Genomic DNA, 18,426 nt, shown 5'->3' on the forward strand with positions numbered 1-18,426 from the left:
AGGAAAAAACCTTGGCTGGAAGAGAATATCCGTTAGAGAGAACCAGAAACATTGGTATTATGGCGCACATCGATGCTGGTAAAACAACGTTGACAGAGCGTATCCTTTATTATACCGGTGTTAACTATAAGATTGGTGATACTCATGAAGGTACTGCTACCATGGACTGGATGGAGCAGGAGCAGGAAAGAGGTATTACCATTACTTCAGCCGCTACGACATGTCACTGGACTTTGGAAGAGTTTACAAAGCCAAAGAAAGGTGCTTTAGAGCATCGTATCAATATCATTGATACTCCTGGACACGTAGACTTTACGGTTGAGGTTGAGCGTTCACTTCGTGTACTGGACGGCGCTGTCGGCGTGTTCTGTGCAAAAGGTGGAGTAGAGCCTCAGTCAGAAAATGTATGGCGTCAGGCTGACACATACAACGTACCTAGAATGGCATTCATTAACAAAATGGATATCTTGGGTGCAAACTTCTACGGAGCTGTTGATCAGATTCGTACAAGATTAGGTAAAAATGCAATCGTTCTTCAGTTACCAATCGGTAAAGAAGATGATTTCAAGGGAATTATCGATTTGTTTGAAATGAAAGCTTACATCTACAATGATGATAAGGGAGATGATATCTCCGTAACAGACATTCCGGACGATATGAAAGACGACGCAGAATTATATCATACCGAACTGGTTGAGAAAATCTGTGAGTTAGATGACGACCTTATGATGCAGTATTTAGAGGGAGAAGAGCCATCTGTTGAAGATATGAAGGCTGCCCTCAGAAAAGGTACCTGCGAGTGTACAGCAGTTCCGGTATGTTGTGGTTCTGCTTACCGTAACAAGGGTGTTCAGAAATTATTGGATGCTATCGTAGAATATATGCCAGCTCCAACAGACATCCCAGCTATTAAGGGTGTTGACCTTGAAGGAAATGAAGTAGAGAGACATTCATCTGATGATGAACCATTCTCCGCTCTTGCATTCAAGATTATGACTGACCCATTCGTAGGAAAACTTGCATTCTTCCGTGTTTACTCTGGTGTAATGAACTCCGGATCTTACGTACTGAATGCAACAAAAGATAAAAAAGAACGTGTAGGCCGTATCCTTCAGATGCATGCAAACAAGAGAGCAGAGCTTGAAAAAGTTTACTCTGGAGATATTGCAGCAGCCGTTGGATTTAAGTTTACAACTACTGGTGATACCATCTGTGATGAACAGCATCCGGTTATCTTAGAGTCCATGGAATTCCCAGAGCCAGTTATCGAGCTTGCTATCGAGCCTAAGACAAAAGCTGGACAGGGTAAGATGGGTGAAGCTCTTGCAAAACTTGCAGAAGAAGATCCTACTTTCCGTGCTCATACAAATACAGAAACAGGACAGACCATCATCGCTGGTATGGGTGAGCTCCATCTGGAAATCATTGTTGACCGTCTGCTTCGTGAATTCCATGTAGAAGCAAACGTAGGTGCTCCACAGGTTGCTTACAAAGAGACATTTACAAAGCCAGTTGATCAGGAATACAAATATGCAAAACAGTCTGGTGGACGTGGACAGTACGGACACTGTAAAGTTAAATTCGAGCCGATGGATGCCAACGGAGATGAACTCTTCAAGTTTGATTCTGCAGTTGTTGGTGGTGCTATTCCTAAGGAATACATCCCTGCAGTAGGCGAAGGTATCGAAGAAGCTACCAAAGCTGGTATCCTTGCAGGATTCCCAGTAGTAGGTGTTCATGCTACCGTATATGATGGATCTTACCATGAGGTCGATTCATCAGAGATGGCATTCCACATTGCCGGATCCATGGCTTTCAAAGAGGCTATGGCAAAAGCAGCTCCTGTAATTCTTGAGCCAATCATGAAAGTCGAAGTTACTATGCCGGAAGAGTACATGGGAGATGTTATTGGTGACATTAACTCTCGTCGTGGACGTATCGAAGGTATGGATGACATCGGTGGTGGAAAAATGGTTAAAGCATATGTTCCACTTGCTGAGATGTTTGGATACTCAACAGACTTACGTTCCAGAACTCAGGGACGTGGTAACTACTCAATGTTCTTCGAGAAATATGAGCAGGTTCCGAAGTCTGTACAGGACAAGATTGTTGCATCTAAAGCAAAATAATAAAAATGCTTGAAAAACTCGCAAGTTTTTTATATAATCAGAAATAGCCGAGTGACTTATTAAAATGTAAAAATAAGCGCCCAGAAAGGGCATAAAATTAAGGAGGACGTTTTAAAATGGCAAAAGCTAAGTTTGAAAGAACCAAACCACATTGTAATATCGGAACCATTGGTCACGTAGACCATGGTAAAACAACTTTAACAGCAGCTATTACAGCAGTTTTAGCAGCAAGAGTTGCAGGTAATACAGCTACAGATTTCGCTAACATCGATAAAGCTCCAGAAGAGAGAGAAAGAGGTATCACTATCTCTACAGCTCACGTTGAGTATGAAACAGAGAAGAGACATTACGCACACGTTGACTGTCCTGGACATGCTGACTACGTAAAGAACATGATTACCGGAGCAGCTCAGATGGACGGCGCTATCCTTGTTGTTGCTGCAACTGATGGTGTTATGGCTCAGACAAAGGAGCACATCCTTCTGTCTCGTCAGGTAGGTGTACCTTACATCGTTGTTTTCTTAAACAAATGTGATATGGTAGACGACCCAGAGTTAATCGAGTTAGTAGAAATGGAAGTTACAGAGCAGTTAGAGGAATATGGTTTTGAAGGCTGCCCAATCATCCAGGGTTCTGCTCTTAAAGCTCTTGAAGATCCTAACGGACCATGGGGCGACAAGATCATGGAATTAATGGATACTGTAGATAGCTATATCCCAGATCCACAGCGTGATACAGATAAACCTTTCTTAATGCCAGTTGAGGACGTATTCACAATCACAGGTCGTGGTACTGTTGCAACAGGTAGAGTAGAAAGAGGAACATTACATCTGAATGACGAACTTGAAATCCTTGGTGTTAAGGAAGATGTTCAGAAGACAGTTGTAACTGGTATCGAGATGTTCCGTAAACAGTTAGACGAGGCTCAGGCTGGTGATAACATCGGTGCACTTCTTCGTGGTGTTAACCGTGATCAGATCGTTCGTGGACAGGTTCTTGCTAAACCAGGTACTGTTACTTGCCACAGAAAATTTACAGCTCAGGTTTACGTTTTAACAAAAGATGAAGGTGGACGTCATACACCTTTCTTCAATAACTACAGACCACAGTTCTACTTCAGAACAACTGACGTAACTGGTGTTTGTGAATTACCAGCAGGTACAGAGATGTGTATGCCTGGTGATAACGTAGAAATGACTATCGAACTGATTCATCCAGTAGCTATGGAGCAGGGTCTTACTTTCGCTATCCGTGAAGGTGGTAGAACAGTAGGTTCAGGACGTGTTGCTACAGTTATCGAGTAATCTTTGCTCTTGCAATGAATTGCTAAAATAAGTAAAATTAACCCGGAGAGTGTTCGCACTTCTCCGGGTTTTTTGCAACTTGCACACAACCAACAGAGGGAGACATTATGGTTACTTGTAGAGACGTCAATAATTTGGATCTGGATGGAGTAGAACTGCTGACAGGGGAAGTAGGACTGGACAGAGTGGTGTCCTGGACATATTTTGTGCAGACGAAGCCCTATGAAGAGCATATGAATCCAGGTAACTTTGCACTGATTGTAGTGGATTATCTGAGGTTTGACATCGAGAAGACCTTTGAAACAATGGTAGAACTGAATGCATTGGGAATTTCCGGGCTTGCAATATCGATTGTGGATGACCGGGAGAAGATTCCACAGAAAATGATAGACAAGGCGGTTGAATTGAAATTGCCACTGTTCTATGTCCGCTGGGAAGGCGCAACCTTCGTGGATATTGCACAGAGTATCGGGCAGCTGATACTGGAAACCAATATTACAAATAAGCGTACCGGGGACTATTTATATAATCTGCTGTTTGGATATGAAGTAAATGATAAATATATTGAAAAAATATCCAGCCAGTTTGGACTGGCTTTCGACCGGGCATATCGTGTTGGAATCATTGTAATTGACCGGAAATATGGAATTAACCTGGAGCAGGATGAGCATACTTATCTCTATTATACGGACTGTCTGAACCGGGAAGTAATGCATATGGAAAATCGTCCGATGTATATGCGATTCTTAAATAAATTTGTGCTGCTGTTTGAGGCAACGGAGGATAAGGAGACAGAGCGGCAGATTGAACAATTGCTAAAGAAGCTGGACAGCCGCCCGCAGTTTGCCGGGCTGATACACAGTACCTGTATTTTAGGCGCAGCTTATACGGATCCGTCTGAATTTGGCAAGAGCTATCAGGAAGCAAAAAATCTGATTCCAAAGAAAGATTATCTGCCGAATCCTACTAATAAAAAAGTGCTTAGTGCCAGTTCCATGGGCATTTATAAATATATGTTTAACAATGGAAATCAGCAGGAGATACTGGACTACTGCAATGACAAATTAAAGAAGCTTGAGATGTATGACCAGACCAATGGGGCATTTCTGGTGGAGACACTGCTGACATATTATATGAGTGGATTTAATGTGGGAAAGACAGCAGAGGCTTTGTATATCCATCGGAATTCTCTGCAGTACCGCCTGAAGAAGATAGAAGAAATACTGGAGGTTGACCTGGAAGATTCCATGGAATATCTCGATATTGTAAACTGTATTCTGGTAAAAAGACTGATGTTTAATTAAAAGACTGTGCAAAACGCACAACCAAATTGTGCAATTTGAAAGTTGAAAAGAAGAAAAAGAAAGTATACTATACTGTCTATCAGCAAAGACGCTTTGAGAGAAAGAAATCTCAAGCGTCTTTTTTGATACTCTAGAGAAACAAAAAGTCGGCTTCACATTTGCATTTAAGGAGGAACATATTATGAATAAAAGAAAATTATTAGCATTGGTACTGACAGGAGTTATGGCAATATCTACATTGGCAGGATGTGGTTCATCAGATACAAAAACATCCGATACAGATGTGAAAACCTCAGAGACAGCAGAGACATCTGATAAGAATGTATTAAGAGTTGGAATGGAATGTGCATATGCTCCATTTAACTGGACACAGGACAGTGATACAACACCGGATGGAAGCAAGGCGGTTCCGATTTATGGATCTGACTATTATGCATATGGATATGATGTGGCAGTAGCCCAGAAGCTTGCTGATGAGATGGGAATGGATTTAGAGGTTCATAAAGTAGAATGGTCTTCCATTGGAATCTCATTAGATGCAGGAGATTATGATGTAATCATTGCAGGAATGGGAAAAACAGCAGAAAGAGAAGCTTCTTATTCATTTACAGAACCATATTATTACAGAGATAACTGTATTGTAGTAAAAAAGGGAAGTGCTTATGAAAATGTAAAAGGACTTTCTGATCTGGCAGGAACCGGATGTAAAGTAACAACACAGTTAGGAACCGGCTGGGTACCTCTTTTGGACCAGATTGAAGGTGCAGAGCAGTCAGGAAATTATGAGACAACATCCGAATGTTTCATGGCAATATCCAATGGTGTTGCAGATGTATGTGTCGTAGATTTGCCAACCGCACAGTCAGCAGCACTTACCAATGATGATCTTGTGATTATTCAGTTAGATGCAGATGATTCTTTCACCGGTGATGATGAAATGGTAAATGTATGTATCGCTACCAGAAAAGATGATACCGCATTAAGAGATAAAATCCAGGATGCTATGGATGCCATTGGCTGGAATGATAAAGCCAAAATGGATGAGCTGATGGATACTGTTCTGACACAGCAGCCGGCAGCAAACTAGAAATATTTCCAGCGTGAGCTGAGTAACAGATAAAGTGAGGTAGAGAAATATGTTAGTAGAAAATCCGAGTAATTCGTTAGAGTGGATGATATTTTTAGCCCAGAAATATGCAAGTATGTTTATCAAAGGAACCTGGCTTACGCTGGAAATTGCTGTAATCGGAACGCTGGTTGGTTTTGTGTTAGGCTATATTGTCGGACTTGTAAATGATGCAAAAATCAGCGAGGGTGATAATGTTTTCAAGAAGCTTCTGATGCGGCTTTTGAAAATCATCTTTACTGTATATGTGGAAATCTTCCGTGACACTCCAATGATTGTTCAAGCAATGATTGTATACTATGGAATAAAAATGCTGGGAGTAGAAATGACACCGGTATTTGCAGGTATTGTGGTAACGGTATTAAATACCGGAGCTTACATGGGTGAGACAGTACGTGCCGGAATCGGCTCCATTGATATGGGCCAGCGGGAAGGTGCATGGGCAATGGGAATGTCGCCATTTAAGACAATGCTGTATGTGGTATTGCCACAGGCATTTAAAAATATTATCCCAGAGATGGCAAATACATTCCTGACAAACCTGAAGATGACATCCGTATTAAATGTAATTGCAGTACAGGAACTTTTCATGGCTGCAAAAACAGTCGGAGGAAATTATTACAAATACTTCGAGTCATACCTGGTAATTGCAGTGATTTACTTTGTATTGTGCTTTGTCTTTGATAAGATTTTCAAATTTATTGAAAAGAAAATGCAGGGCAAGACAGATTACGCACTGGCAATTGAGTATATGGATAATCAGTAGGAGGAACGGATATGGGAGAGACAGTAATTTCAATCAAGGATTTGAGCAAATCATTTGGGAATCATGAGGTTTTAAGAAAAATAGATATTGATATAGAAGCAGGGGAAATTATCTGTATAGTTGGTTCTTCCGGTTCCGGAAAGTCAACGCTGCTGCGGTGTATCAATAAACTGGAGCGGCAGACCTCTGGTAAAATCCTTTACCATGATAAGGAAGTCCGGAATATACAGAAGGACATCAATGAATACCGCTCCAGGGTGGGAATGGTATTTCAGTCCTTTAACCTATTTAACAATATGACTGTATTGCAGAACTGCATGCTTTGCACCAGAAAGGTGCTTCATATTTCCAAAGAAGAGGCATTTAACCGGGCAATCACACATTTAAAGGATGTAGGAATGGCTCCTTATATCAATGCAAAACCATCACAGCTTTCCGGAGGACAGAAACAGAGGGTTGCCATTGCAAGGTCTCTTTGCATGAATCCGGAAGTACTTCTTTTCGATGAGCCGACTTCTGCACTGGACCCGGAAATGGTAGGAGAAGTATTAAATGTTATGAAAGAGCTTGCCAAGACGGGACTTACAATGATTATTGTTACTCATGAGATGGCATTTGCAAGGGATGTGTCCACCAGAACCATTTTCATGGATTCCGGCTATGTGGCAGAGGATGCAGCTCCATCCGAACTGTTTACCAATCCGAAAAATCCGAGAACACGGGAATTCTTAAGTCGTTATTTAGCAGGTTAAAGGAGGACAGAAAATATGGAGAATTTTGTAATAACCTTTGCAAGAGGATTCGGAACAGGCGGAAAGGCGATTGCTTCCCAGCTGGCAAAGGAGTTAGGTATTCACTGTTATGAAAACCGAATCTTAACACTGGCAAGCCAGCTCAGTGGACTGGATGAGAATATTTTTCAGGAAGTAAATGAAAAAATGAGGGAGACCAGTGGATTTTCCAGCTTTTTAAGAGGACTGCCACGGTCTAGACGTTACATTTCCAGAAATGAAAAATTCGTATCGGATGACAAGCTGTTTGAATATCAGAGTGAAATTATCAAAGATCTGGCAGAAAAAGAGTCCTGCGTCATCGTCGGAAAATGTGCCGATTATGTACTGAAGGGCAAACCAAATGTGGTGAGCATCTATATTGAGGCACCGAGAGCATTCTGTGTGAACCGTACCATGGAAAATATGGGTGTGACCGAAGAGGTCGCTAATGCAACCATAGAGCGGACGGATAAATTCCGGGCAGATTATTATGAATATTACACCCATGGAAATTACTGGACAAACCCGGTCAATTATGACATGACATTAAACAGTGAGCGGGTTGGCATGCAGAACTGTGTAAAAACCATTGAGCAGTACCTGATTATCAAAGAGCTGATTACACCGGATATGATACATCCGGCAGGAGAATTAAAATAAGAGTTTGGGATAAGAGTTTGAAGTAAAAAGTTTGAAATAAAAGTTCAAAATAAAAGTTCAAAGTAGGAACAGAGTTGGAAAATTAGAAAAAGACAGAAAAAAGCAGGAACACCGGAACAGGAACGGAGCTCCTGCTTTTTTGCGGCAATAAGAAAATGCTGGTGGCAGCTTCCACAGGGATTGTTTTATTGCGAACAAACTGGATTTTATATATAATGAAGTAAAACAACTCGGGAGAAAAATTGATGGAAGCAGGAATGATTACAACAGTGCTTTTGGTGGCATGTGCAACTATATGTATTGGCGTTGGCATCTTTTACTTTTTTATTAATAATACGAAAAACAAGGGGCGGATTTGCATCCTGCTTCTGGGAATAGGAGGAGGAATCTGGGCACTGGGTTCAGCATTGTATGGAAATTGTACAGATGACAGATTGGCACAGAATTTCTTTTGCATGACAATTGTGGGCTTTAATTTATATGTCATTGCGATTGTAATTTATGTGGCGTGTCTGACTGGTGTAAAAATAAAGGGATATGGTCTGATGGTTGGATTAGGAATACTGACATCTCTGGTGGATGGTGTTTCTTTTGGAAGTATGCGGATCCGCCATTTTTACAGGGTCAATGGAAGAACCTGCTTTACCACAGAATTTCATGGCAGCGTGTTTTATCACTGGATGTATATTATGCTTTGCTTTTTGTGCTGCATCTATATTGTACTATATTGGTCGAAGAAAATTATGCGTAAAAGTCAGAGAAAATATGTGGCATATATCATTCTGGGAAATACAATTATGCTTCTTTCGGCAATTCCGGATACGGTGTTGCCATTTTATGGAATTAAATCTTATCCCAGTTCGGTTTATGGTGTAACAGTTTCGTTTTTAATGACTGTATTTTTTAGTATCCGGTATGATACTTTTGGAATATCAAAATTAACAGTTTCAGATTATCTGTTTAATCAGATTGACTATGGTGTGATGGTATATGATTATCAGAGAGCACATATTTTACATAATACAAATGCAGAAGTGTTGTTCGGTGCAGATGTGGAACAGCCTTTTGAAGAACTGGTAACCTGCGAGTGCAATAAGGAAGAATTTGCAGAACAGCTTTATCAGGGAAAATTAGAGCACTGCAAGGTGAAATGCCTGCAGGGCAATCAGATTTTATCGGTAACGTCTTCGATGGTCTGCGATGAATATGGCGAGATGCAGAACACTATCGTAACGCTAGTGGATATTACTTACGAAGAAGGACTTTTAGAGCGGCTACGGGTGTCAGACCGGGCGAAGACCGATTTCCTTACGAATATGTCCCATGAAATCCGTACGCCAATCAACGGTATTATGGGAATGAACAGTCTCCTGCTCCGGCAGATTGATACGCTGCCAAGAGAGAAGATTGCAGAGTATGCAGGAAATATGCAGCGGGCCAGCAGAACCTTGCTTGCTATTGTAAATGACATTTTGGACATTTCCAAAATTGAATCAGGAAAGATGGAGCTGCTTTGCGAGGGTTATGAGCTGGCTTCCCTCATCAATGACTGCTATACGATAGTTGCTTCTAACTGCAAGAAAAAGAATCTGGATCTGTATATGGAAATTGATGAGAATCTTCCATCCATTTTATATGGAGATGATGTCCGCATCCGCCAGGTTGTAAATAATTTCCTGTCCAATGCGGTAAAATATACCAAGCGTGGTCATGTAATTTTAAAAATTTCTTATAGCAGGATAGACGAGGAAAGTATCAACCTGCGTATCGATGTAAAGGACAGCGGAATTGGAATCCAGAAGAAGGATATGGAGAACCTTTTCCAGAATTTCACAAGATTAGAAGAGCATAAGAACCGCAATATCGAGGGAACCGGACTGGGACTGAGCCTGACGAAACGTCTGGTAGATATGATGCACGGAGAAGTACAGGTAGAAAGCCAGTATGGTGAAGGCTCAACATTTACGGCAATCATACCGCAGAAGGTCATCTGCGAAGATGGCATTGGTGATATGAAGCAGATTTTCGAAAACTATGAGCTTTCTGTCGGTGCAATGATGCCGGTACCTCAGTTTGCCGGCACGCATATCCTTGTGGTAGACGATATGGAAATGAACCGCATTGTGGCAAAAGAGATGCTGCTGCAGACAGGTGCAATCGTGGATGTGGCAGGCAGTGGAGAAGAAGGGCTGACTCTGATGAAAGAGCAGCACTATGATCTTATTTTCATGGATCAGATGATGCCGGATATGGATGGTATTGCCACCTTTGAGGAAATGAAGAGAATGAATCATCAGAATAAAACTACACCGGTAATTGCCATGACAGCCAATGCGGTAAAAGGAGCAAAGGAAATGTATCTGCAGCATGGATTTGCCGATTATATTTCCAAACCGATTTTTGAAGAGAAGATGTGGAAGATACTGGAACGTTTTCTGGCGGACAAGCAGACAGAGGCAGTGGAAAAGAAAAATCCTGACGGTGGAGCAGAAGAAAATAAGAAATCATTACAGGAGCGTTTCCCATATCTTGATACGAAGCAGGGAATGTCCGTATGCATGGAAGACGAAGATTTTTATCTTAAGATATTAAAAGTTTATCTGAAAGATGAGATGGTGGATACTCTGCAGCAGGATTATGAGGCAGGGACCTGGGCACAGTATCAGATTCATGTGCATGGACTGAAAAATGTGTCTGCGAATATCGGAGCCATGGAGCTGTCCGAGCAGTTTAAGGGATTAGAGTATGCCATCAAGAATCATGACATTCCAGATACGGATTATATCCGAAGTCATCATGATAAAGTAATGGAGGCATACCAGGAGCTCTTGCAGCGGCTGGAGCGGGATGTCTGAGAAGGAGGAAGACAAACATGGTAAAAATCGACTTAATTACCGGCTTTTTAGGTTCCGGTAAAACAACATTTATAAGAAAATACGCCCAGTATCTGATGGAACAGGGCATGAATATTGGAATCTTGGAGAATGACTATGGCGCAGTAAATGTGGACATGATGCTGCTGCAGGATTTGATGGGAGATAACTGTGAGCTGGAAATGGTAGCCGGAGGCTGTGATAAGGACTGCCACAGAAGACGTTTTAAGACAAAGCTAATCGCCATGGGCATGTGCGGATATGACAGGGTGCTGGTGGAGCCATCCGGAATTTTTGATGTGGACGAATTCTTTGATGCACTGCGGGAAGAACCGCTGGATCAGTGGTATGAGATTGGAAATGTAATTGCAATCGTAGATGCCAAGCTGGAAAAAGAGCTGTCCGATGAGGCAGATTTTATTCTGGCATCAGAGGTGGCAGATGCAGGCTGCATTCTATTAAGCCATGCTGATGAAGCTACAGCAGAAGAAATGGATGCAACGGTTGCACACATCAACGAAGCCTTGGAGAAGATTCACTGTAAGAGAAGACTGGGAAAAGAGATTCTGCGTAAGAGTACACCGCAGCTTACTTCGGAAGATTTGCACCGGATTATGAGCAGTGGCTATGTGATGGAAAATTATGAGAAAATGGATCTGGAGGAACACTCCGGTTTCGAGTCACAGTATTTTATGAATGTATCTATGACAGCAGAAAAAATGCAGAGAGTCGCAAAAGAAATCTTAGAAGACAGCTCCTGCGGAGCAGTATTCCGGATTAAGGGATTTATAAAGGCAGCAGATAATTCCTGGATACAACTCAATGCTACCCACAACGGAGTGCGAATGGAACCGATTCAGGAAGGCCAGGAAGTTATTATTGTAATCGGAGAGCATTTGCAGCGGGATAGAATCGAAGCATATATCGGAGCGGAGAGTGTATAAAGATAAAACGATATTATAGTGTACGAATGGATAATACAAGTGTACAATATACTACACAAAATAACACAATATATTCTATTAATTCTAACGAACAGACTGGAAAAAGCAGAAAAAACAGGAAAATATAACTTTTTGTAAAAAAATATTGACAGAGCAAAAAAGACGTGATATTGTATAACTGTTCAAAATAATAGACAAACAAAAGCGAAGGCGCTTACCAATCGGTAAGTGCCTTTTTTACTTTACAGAAAATTGCTTTCCTGTAAAGTAAAAAATGCTCCGCGAGGATGCGCACTGCGGCGTATAAGGTAGATGTCGCAAGCGACCGACGCAGGCGCGAGAATGTGCCGAGGCACATGCTTTGTTCCGTCGATTGAACAAAACAAACCGGTTTAAAGAGAAAACAAAAAAGAGTAAAGAATATGTCAAGGAGGATTCAATTATGAAATTAAAAGACACAGGATTAAGCGTACAGGACATTAAAGATAAAGTAAATAAATATATGATTGAAACATATGAGCGTTTCGATTTCCTGGCTGAGACAGCAGAGGGCATGTACCTCTATGATGAGAAAGGAACACCATATCTTGACTTCTATGCAGGAATCGCTGTTAACAATGCAGGAAACCGTAACCCGAAGGTAGTAGCAGCAGTCAAAGATCAGGTAGATGATATCATGCATACCTTCAACTATCCATATACCATTCCACAGGCACTGTTAGCAGAAAAAGTTTGTAAGACCATTGGCATGGATAAGATTTTCTATCAGAACTCCGGAACAGAAGCCAATGAAGCAATGATTAAAATGGCCCGTAAATATGGAATTGAAAAATACGGTCCAAATAAATATCATATCGTAACTGCAAAAATGGGATTCCATGGAAGAACATTTGGAGCAATGTCAGCAACCGGTCAGCCGGGAAATGGATGCCAGGTGGGATTTGGACCAATGACTTATGGATTTTCTTATGCACCATACAACGATTTGGAAGCATTTAAAAATGCATGCACAGAGAATACCATTGCAATTATGATTGAACCGGTACAGGGTGAAGGCGGAGTACATCCGGCAACCATGGAATTCATGAAAGGCTTAAGAGGGTTCTGTGATGAGAAAGGAATGCTCTTATTATTAGATGAGGTACAAACCGGATGGTGCAGAACCGGAGCAGTAATGTCTTATATGAATTATGGCGTAAAACCGGATATCGTATCTATGGCAAAAGGTCTTGGCGGCGGAATGCCAATCGGTGCAATCTGTGCAACGGAAGAGGTCGCCAAAGCATTTACTCCTGGTTCCCATGGAACAACCTTTGGTGGACATCCAATCAGCTGTGCAGCAGCTTTGGCTGAGGTGGGGGAGCTCTTAGACAATGACTTAGCCGGAAATGCAAAGAAGATGGGAGATTATTTCTCAGCAAAATTAGAAAAATTACCACATGTAAAAGAAGTAAGACATCAGGGCTTATTAGTTGGTGTAGAATTTGATGATACCATTTCCGGTGTAGATGTAAAACATGGCTGCTTAGACAGAAAGCTTCTGATTACAGCTATCGGTGCACATGTCATTCGTATGGTGCCGCCACTTATCGTATCCGCAGAAGAATGCGACAAGGCATATGCAATCATTGAAGAAACGGTAAAATCACTGGAAAAGTAAGAAATTTAGGAATCCGTGTCCTTCAAACCGGGCACCGGAAGAATAACAGAAAAATAAAAAAATAAGAAACAGAAAAGACGAGGATGTCACAGAAAATAAGTGCGCCCTCGTCTTTTTTATGCAGATAGTTGTTAGGCATCCATACGAAGCTGCCAGTGGCAGGTTCGTATGGATGAGAAAAAACGTATGTATATACATTAAGGAAGGGAAGCAAAATGGAACATCTTGTTATTACAATAGGATGCGAATATGGCGCAAAAGGAAATCAGATTGGGAAAAAGGTTGCACAGGATTTGGGCATCAAGTTTTATGACCGTGAAACGGTAGATGAGATTATCAAAGAAGTAGGAATTCCCAAGGATATTATGGAAAAGGTAGAAGAAGGAGTGACCATTGCCGGTAAAGGAGCAGAAGGTGATGTCAGGGGTTCTTTCTCCAAATACGCTGATTTGACAGAACGTGCAATTCACGTCCAGAAAACAATTATTCGAAAACTCGCAGCAAGAGAGTCCTGTGTGATTATAGGACGTTCTGCTGATTATATTTTAAAAGAACAGAAACCAATATTACGCATTTTCATTTATGCACCGGACGAAATCCGGATAAAGAATGTAATGGAAAGCCACAATCTTTCGGCAGATGATGCAAAATTGCTGATTGTGGAAAAAGATAAACGTTATCACAAAAGACATATGGCACTGACCGGAAGCAATCGTGGAGACAGACATAACAGGGATATGCTGATTAACAGCGATTTGCTGGGTGTGGATGGAACTGCACAGTTGATTGAAGAAGTAGCCGGAAAAGTATTTCAGGAATAGGAGGTAGTAAATATGGAACAGAAGAAAACAGAATTCAATAAAGTATTTAATGCCTGGGATATTCTTGTCATTGCATTTGGTGCCATGATTGGATGGGGCTGGGTCGTATCCTCCGGTGGCTGGATTCAGAAAGGCGGAGTTCTTGGAGCAGCTCTCGGATTTGTTCTTGGTGGAATCATGATATTCTTTGTGGGATTGACTTATGCAGAACTTACGGCAGCCATGCCACAGTGTGGTGGTGAGCATGTGTTCAGTTACCGGGCAATGGGCTCAAATGGTTCCTTTATCTGTACATGGGCAATCGTCCTGGGATATGTCGGAGTTACCTGCTTTGAAGCATGTGCATTTCCAACGATTCTGACCTATCTCTGGCCGGGATTTTTAAAGGGATATCTTTATACGGTAGCTGGATTTGATATCTATGCTTCCTGGCTGATTGTAGCAATTATCGTTGCATTTTTAATTATGATAATAAACATTTTTGGAGCCAAAACAGCAGCTATTTTACAGACCATTCTTACTATTATCATTGGTGGAGCAGGGATTTTGTTGATTGTTGCATCCGTCATCAATGGAAGTGTGGATAATCTTAACGGACAGATGTTTGCCGGCACATCAACCGGAGGTGGAATCAAGGCAGTGCTTAGTGTTGCGGTGTTATCTCCATTTTATTTTATCGGATTTGATGTTATCCCGCAGGCGGCAGAGGAAATCAATGTTCCACCGAAGAAAATTGGAAAAATGCTGATATTATCTGTTGTACTGGCAGTGCTGTTTTACTCGCTGGTTATCATTGCAGTAGGTCTGGTATTAAAGCAGGATGCCATTGCAGCATCACAGACAGGAACCGGTCTTGTAACCGCAGATGCCATGGCAGTAGCGTTTAAAACATCGGTCATGGCAAAAGTAATTATTGTTGGTGGAATGTGCGGAATCATTACTTCCTGGAACTCCTTTATGATTGGTGGTTCCCGTGCTTTATATTCCATGGCAGAATCCTATATGATTCCAAGAACTTTTGCAAAACTTCATCCAAAGCATAAGACCCCGTTAAATGCATTAATCCTGATGGGAATTCTTACGATGTTAGCACCGTTTGCGGGACGTGTCATGATGGTATGGATTTGTGATGCAGGTAACTTTGGATGCTGTCTTGCCTATTGTATGGTATCCATTTCATTTCTGATTTTAAGAAAGAAAGAACCGGATATGCCTCGTCCGTATAAAGTGCCTGGTTATAAATTTGTGGGTGTAATGGCAGTCTTAATGTCAGGATTTATGGTATGCATGTACTGCATTCCGGGAACCGGCGGCAGCCTGATTCTTCCGGAGTGGTTGATGGTTGGAGCCTGGAGCTTGCTTGGAGTTGTATTCTTTGTAATCTGTAAAAAGAAATACAAAGAGTCCTTTGGCAGTCTGGTACAGCTTATTTCAGATGAAGATGCAGCAACATTGATGCCGGAGGCAGATGATGTGGAGCTGGATCAGGTAATCGATGTGGCAATCGACCGTGTATTGGCGCGGCTGGCAGGATAATGGAATGTATGGAGTAAAGAAAGCAGAATATAGAAAAGTCGTGTAGTAAGTTCTGAAAATACCGACAGAAAATGAGAGGAAAAGCTATGAACGAATTTAATTTTTCAGTACCACAGAATATTATCGTAGGAAGAGGCTCTATGGCAAAACTTCCGGAAGTTGCAAAAAAAATGGGTGGAAAGCATGCGTTTATCATATCCGGACCGCATCTTAAGAAGATGGGACTGGTGGAGAAAGCGGCAGAATCTTTAAGAGCCGAAGGAATTTTGGTGGATGACTTTACGGATATCGAAGGAAATCCTTCCGTTACAACCGTGGAAGCAGCGACAGAAGCATTTCAGGCTTCTGGGGCAGACTTTATCGTAGCTTTTGGCGGCGGTTCTCCGATGGATGTAGCAAAGGCAGTCGGTGTAGTAGCAAAATACGGTGGAAGCATTACCGAATACGAAGGGGCACATAAAGTGCCGGGCAAAATTATTCCATTGGTGGCACTACCGACTACAGCAGGAACCGGTTCTGAGGTAACAGCATTTTCTGTAATTACTGACCACAGCAGAGACTATAAACTGACGGTATTTTCTTATGAACTGCTGCCGGCATATGCTATTCTGGACGCAGACCTGATTACAACGGCACCAGCCAGTGTGGCGGCAGCCTGCGGAATTGATGCATTTATCCATGCAGAAGAGGCGTATATTTCAACTGCGGCTTCTCCATTTTCCGATGCCATGGCAGAAAAAGCAATGGAGCTCATCGGAGAAAATATCCGGAGATTTGTGGCAAACCGCACCGATGTGGAGGCGGCAGAGGCAATGATGGTAGGCTCACTGTTTGCTGGAATTGCATTTTCTTTTGCAAGACTTGGAAATGTACATGCCATGAGCCATCCGGTCAGTGCATTTTTTGATGTGCCACACGGAGTTGCCAATGCAGTATTGCTTCCGGTAGTAGCGGAGTATAATGCCTTAGCTGACCATGGAAGGTATTATAAAATTTATAACTACATCAGTGAAATTCCGGCCTATGAAGATGAATTTGAACCGATGATGTTAGTGGATGCCATCCGTTCCTTATGCAAAGCCATCGGAATTCCGGCAAATCTTACGGAAGCCATCAATCAGGCAGGCAAAACAGGAAGCATCAGCCGGGAGACCATCGAAGAGAAAATAGAAGCAATGGCAGCAGATGCCATGAAGAGCGGCAATATTGCAGTGAACCCACGGTCATCCCGTCAGTGTGATATAGAAATGTTATACCGCAAGGCACTGTAAAACAGATATCTTTATCAAAAACATCGGTTAATATCATAAAAATTTGATGCGAAAAGTTTGATGTAAAAAATTTGAAGTGGAAGTTTCAAATGGAAAGAGAGGAAAATGCATGGATTACCTGTCACACAATGTATCGGAAAATTTAAAGAGACTGCGTCAGTCCAAGGGAATGAGTCTTGATCAGGTGGCAGAGCAGACCGGTGTAAGTAAGAGTATGCTGGCACAGATTGAAAAGGGAACGGCAAATCCATCATTGGGTGTGCTTGGAAAGATTACAAGCGGACTGCGGATTGAATTTCAGACTTTAATTGAAGCTCCCCGTGTGGATTTCTGTCTGGTGAAGCCGGAAGAAATGATTCCAACCAAGGAACTGGAGGGACAGTATAAGGTCTTTACCTGCTTTCCATTTGAGGACTCCCAGTCCGTAGAAATCTACCGGATTGACGTAGAGCCGGGCGGTGTATACACCAGTGGAAGCCACGGCGAGCGGACGAGAGAATATATTACGGTAATTGACGGCGCGCTGACCATAGAATGCCATGACCACAGCCAGAAGGTGGAAAAGAGCCAGGTCTACAAATTCGAAACAGACCAGCCGCACATTTACCGGAATGAAGGAAGTGAGCGGGCAAGCTGTATGTGCTTTTTCTTAGACTATACAAATATTCGATAAATATAGCAGGCAATTGCGAAAGAGAGATAGATTTTGCACGGAAAATATTACGTTGATTCACAGAGGATTATCTTTATCCGATATGAAATGCCAACAGTTCTTAGAATGCGGGGTTTTCTTGCTTGTAAATTGTCTTTCCGCTTGCTTTGTCAGAATCGCTGCACTGTCCGTCGAGAGCAGATGCCACATAAAGCCTGCAAGGGGCACTGGGAATTTCGATATAATTATAATTTCATCTGGCAACCGGCACAAATTCACATCCATGTTCAATTGCACCTCGCTGGTACATCCCTGTACCAGCGTTGCCCGTTGCCAGACGAAATTCCCAGTGCCCCTAACAGCCCTTATCAGGCATCTGTACTTCGACGAACCGTACAGCGATTCTGACAAACATTGGAAAGACTGTTTTTATAACCAAAAGAAACCCCCGCATTTTAGAACTGTGGTATTTCGTAGCGAAAGAAAATCCACTGCGAATCAACGTAATATTATTGTGGCAACTCTTCTCAATCCCTCATTCACAATTGCCTGGAATATTTATGGAAGAAATAGAATAAAGAATATATATTTTACAAAGATTATACAA

At 41.9% G+C, this 18,426-nt stretch carries 14 protein-coding genes; all 14 read left to right on the forward strand.

Annotated elements, in window-relative coordinates; genetic code table 11:
• The first annotated feature begins 11 nt into the window (after positions 1–11).
• The 14 genes from fusA (at position 12) to DV740_RS11120 (ending at position 17,840) form a co-directional block, all read left to right on the forward strand.
• Positions 12–2,129 carry an elongation factor G gene (fusA, locus tag DV740_RS11055; RefSeq protein ID WP_117697237.1) on the forward strand — a complete coding sequence of 706 codons (2,118 nt, stop codon included), beginning with the start codon at positions 12–14 and terminating at the stop codon, positions 2,127–2,129.
• A gap of 116 nt (positions 2,130–2,245) precedes the next feature.
• Entirely contained in the window at positions 2,246–3,433 is a 1,188-nt protein-coding gene (gene tuf, locus DV740_RS11060; RefSeq protein ID WP_117697235.1) for an elongation factor Tu, read from the forward strand.
• A 107-nt stretch (positions 3,434–3,540) separates the two neighbouring features.
• The gene (locus DV740_RS11065) at positions 3,541–4,737 is read left to right on the forward strand and encodes a helix-turn-helix domain-containing protein (protein ID WP_242988671.1); all 1,197 of its coding nucleotides are present in this window, start codon (positions 3,541–3,543) and stop codon (positions 4,735–4,737) included.
• Between the two features lie 181 nt (positions 4,738–4,918).
• Positions 4,919–5,824, forward strand: a complete 906-nt coding sequence (locus tag DV740_RS11070) for a transporter substrate-binding domain-containing protein (protein WP_022243681.1) — start codon at positions 4,919–4,921, stop codon at positions 5,822–5,824.
• Positions 5,825–5,873: 49 nt separating this feature from the next.
• Positions 5,874–6,629, forward strand: coding sequence for an amino acid ABC transporter permease (locus DV740_RS11075; protein WP_022243680.1), 756 nt, complete (start codon positions 5,874–5,876; stop codon positions 6,627–6,629).
• Between the two features lie 11 nt (positions 6,630–6,640).
• Positions 6,641–7,381, forward strand: a complete 741-nt coding sequence (locus DV740_RS11080; protein WP_118088090.1) for an amino acid ABC transporter ATP-binding protein — start codon at positions 6,641–6,643, stop codon at positions 7,379–7,381.
• Between the two features lie 15 nt (positions 7,382–7,396).
• A complete protein-coding gene (locus DV740_RS11085; RefSeq protein ID WP_118088091.1) occupies positions 7,397–8,062 on the forward strand; it encodes a cytidylate kinase-like family protein in 666 nt (221 codons plus the stop codon).
• 245 nt (positions 8,063–8,307) lie between these two features.
• Complete coding sequence (locus DV740_RS11090) at positions 8,308–10,917, forward strand: ATP-binding protein (RefSeq protein ID WP_118088092.1); 2,610 nt, start codon at positions 8,308–8,310, stop codon at positions 10,915–10,917.
• Positions 10,918–10,934: 17 nt separating this feature from the next.
• Entirely contained in the window at positions 10,935–11,879 is a 945-nt protein-coding gene (locus DV740_RS11095; protein ID WP_118088093.1) for a GTP-binding protein, read from the forward strand.
• A gap of 442 nt (positions 11,880–12,321) precedes the next feature.
• Positions 12,322–13,539, forward strand: coding sequence for an aspartate aminotransferase family protein (locus DV740_RS11100; protein WP_118088094.1), 1,218 nt, complete (start codon positions 12,322–12,324; stop codon positions 13,537–13,539).
• A 215-nt stretch (positions 13,540–13,754) separates the two neighbouring features.
• Entirely contained in the window at positions 13,755–14,360 is a 606-nt protein-coding gene (locus DV740_RS11105) for a cytidylate kinase-like family protein (RefSeq protein ID WP_022243674.1), read from the forward strand.
• A gap of 12 nt (positions 14,361–14,372) precedes the next feature.
• Positions 14,373–15,896, forward strand: coding sequence for an APC family permease (locus DV740_RS11110; RefSeq protein ID WP_118088095.1), 1,524 nt, complete (start codon positions 14,373–14,375; stop codon positions 15,894–15,896).
• 86 nt (positions 15,897–15,982) lie between these two features.
• Entirely contained in the window at positions 15,983–17,167 is a 1,185-nt protein-coding gene (locus tag DV740_RS11115) for an iron-containing alcohol dehydrogenase (protein WP_117841436.1), read from the forward strand.
• 109 nt (positions 17,168–17,276) lie between these two features.
• Entirely contained in the window at positions 17,277–17,840 is a 564-nt protein-coding gene (locus DV740_RS11120) for a helix-turn-helix domain-containing protein (protein ID WP_022243671.1), read from the forward strand.
• Positions 17,841–18,426 lie beyond the last annotated feature (586 nt).

Source organism: Roseburia sp. AF02-12 (genome assembly GCF_003461765.1).
GTDB classification, from domain to species: Bacteria; Bacillota; Clostridia; order Lachnospirales; family Lachnospiraceae; genus Roseburia_C; species Roseburia_C amylophila.

Coding starts and splice junctions, on each gene's coding strand:
- tuf (WP_117697235.1), top strand. CDS start 2,246: ATGGCAAAAGCTAAGTTTGAAAGAACCAAACCACATTGTAATATCGGA.
- DV740_RS11065 (WP_242988671.1), top strand. CDS start 3,541: ATGGTTACTTGTAGAGACGTCAATAATTTGGATCTGGATGGAGTAGAA.
- DV740_RS11070 (WP_022243681.1), top strand. CDS start 4,919: ATGAATAAAAGAAAATTATTAGCATTGGTACTGACAGGAGTTATGGCA.
- DV740_RS11075 (WP_022243680.1), top strand. CDS start 5,874: ATGTTAGTAGAAAATCCGAGTAATTCGTTAGAGTGGATGATATTTTTA.
- DV740_RS11080 (WP_118088090.1), top strand. CDS start 6,641: ATGGGAGAGACAGTAATTTCAATCAAGGATTTGAGCAAATCATTTGGG.
- DV740_RS11085 (WP_118088091.1), top strand. CDS start 7,397: ATGGAGAATTTTGTAATAACCTTTGCAAGAGGATTCGGAACAGGCGGA.
- DV740_RS11090 (WP_118088092.1), top strand. CDS start 8,308: ATGGAAGCAGGAATGATTACAACAGTGCTTTTGGTGGCATGTGCAACT.
- DV740_RS11095 (WP_118088093.1), top strand. CDS start 10,935: ATGGTAAAAATCGACTTAATTACCGGCTTTTTAGGTTCCGGTAAAACA.
- DV740_RS11100 (WP_118088094.1), top strand. CDS start 12,322: ATGAAATTAAAAGACACAGGATTAAGCGTACAGGACATTAAAGATAAA.
- DV740_RS11105 (WP_022243674.1), top strand. CDS start 13,755: ATGGAACATCTTGTTATTACAATAGGATGCGAATATGGCGCAAAAGGA.
- DV740_RS11110 (WP_118088095.1), top strand. CDS start 14,373: ATGGAACAGAAGAAAACAGAATTCAATAAAGTATTTAATGCCTGGGAT.
- DV740_RS11115 (WP_117841436.1), top strand. CDS start 15,983: ATGAACGAATTTAATTTTTCAGTACCACAGAATATTATCGTAGGAAGA.
- DV740_RS11120 (WP_022243671.1), top strand. CDS start 17,277: ATGGATTACCTGTCACACAATGTATCGGAAAATTTAAAGAGACTGCGT.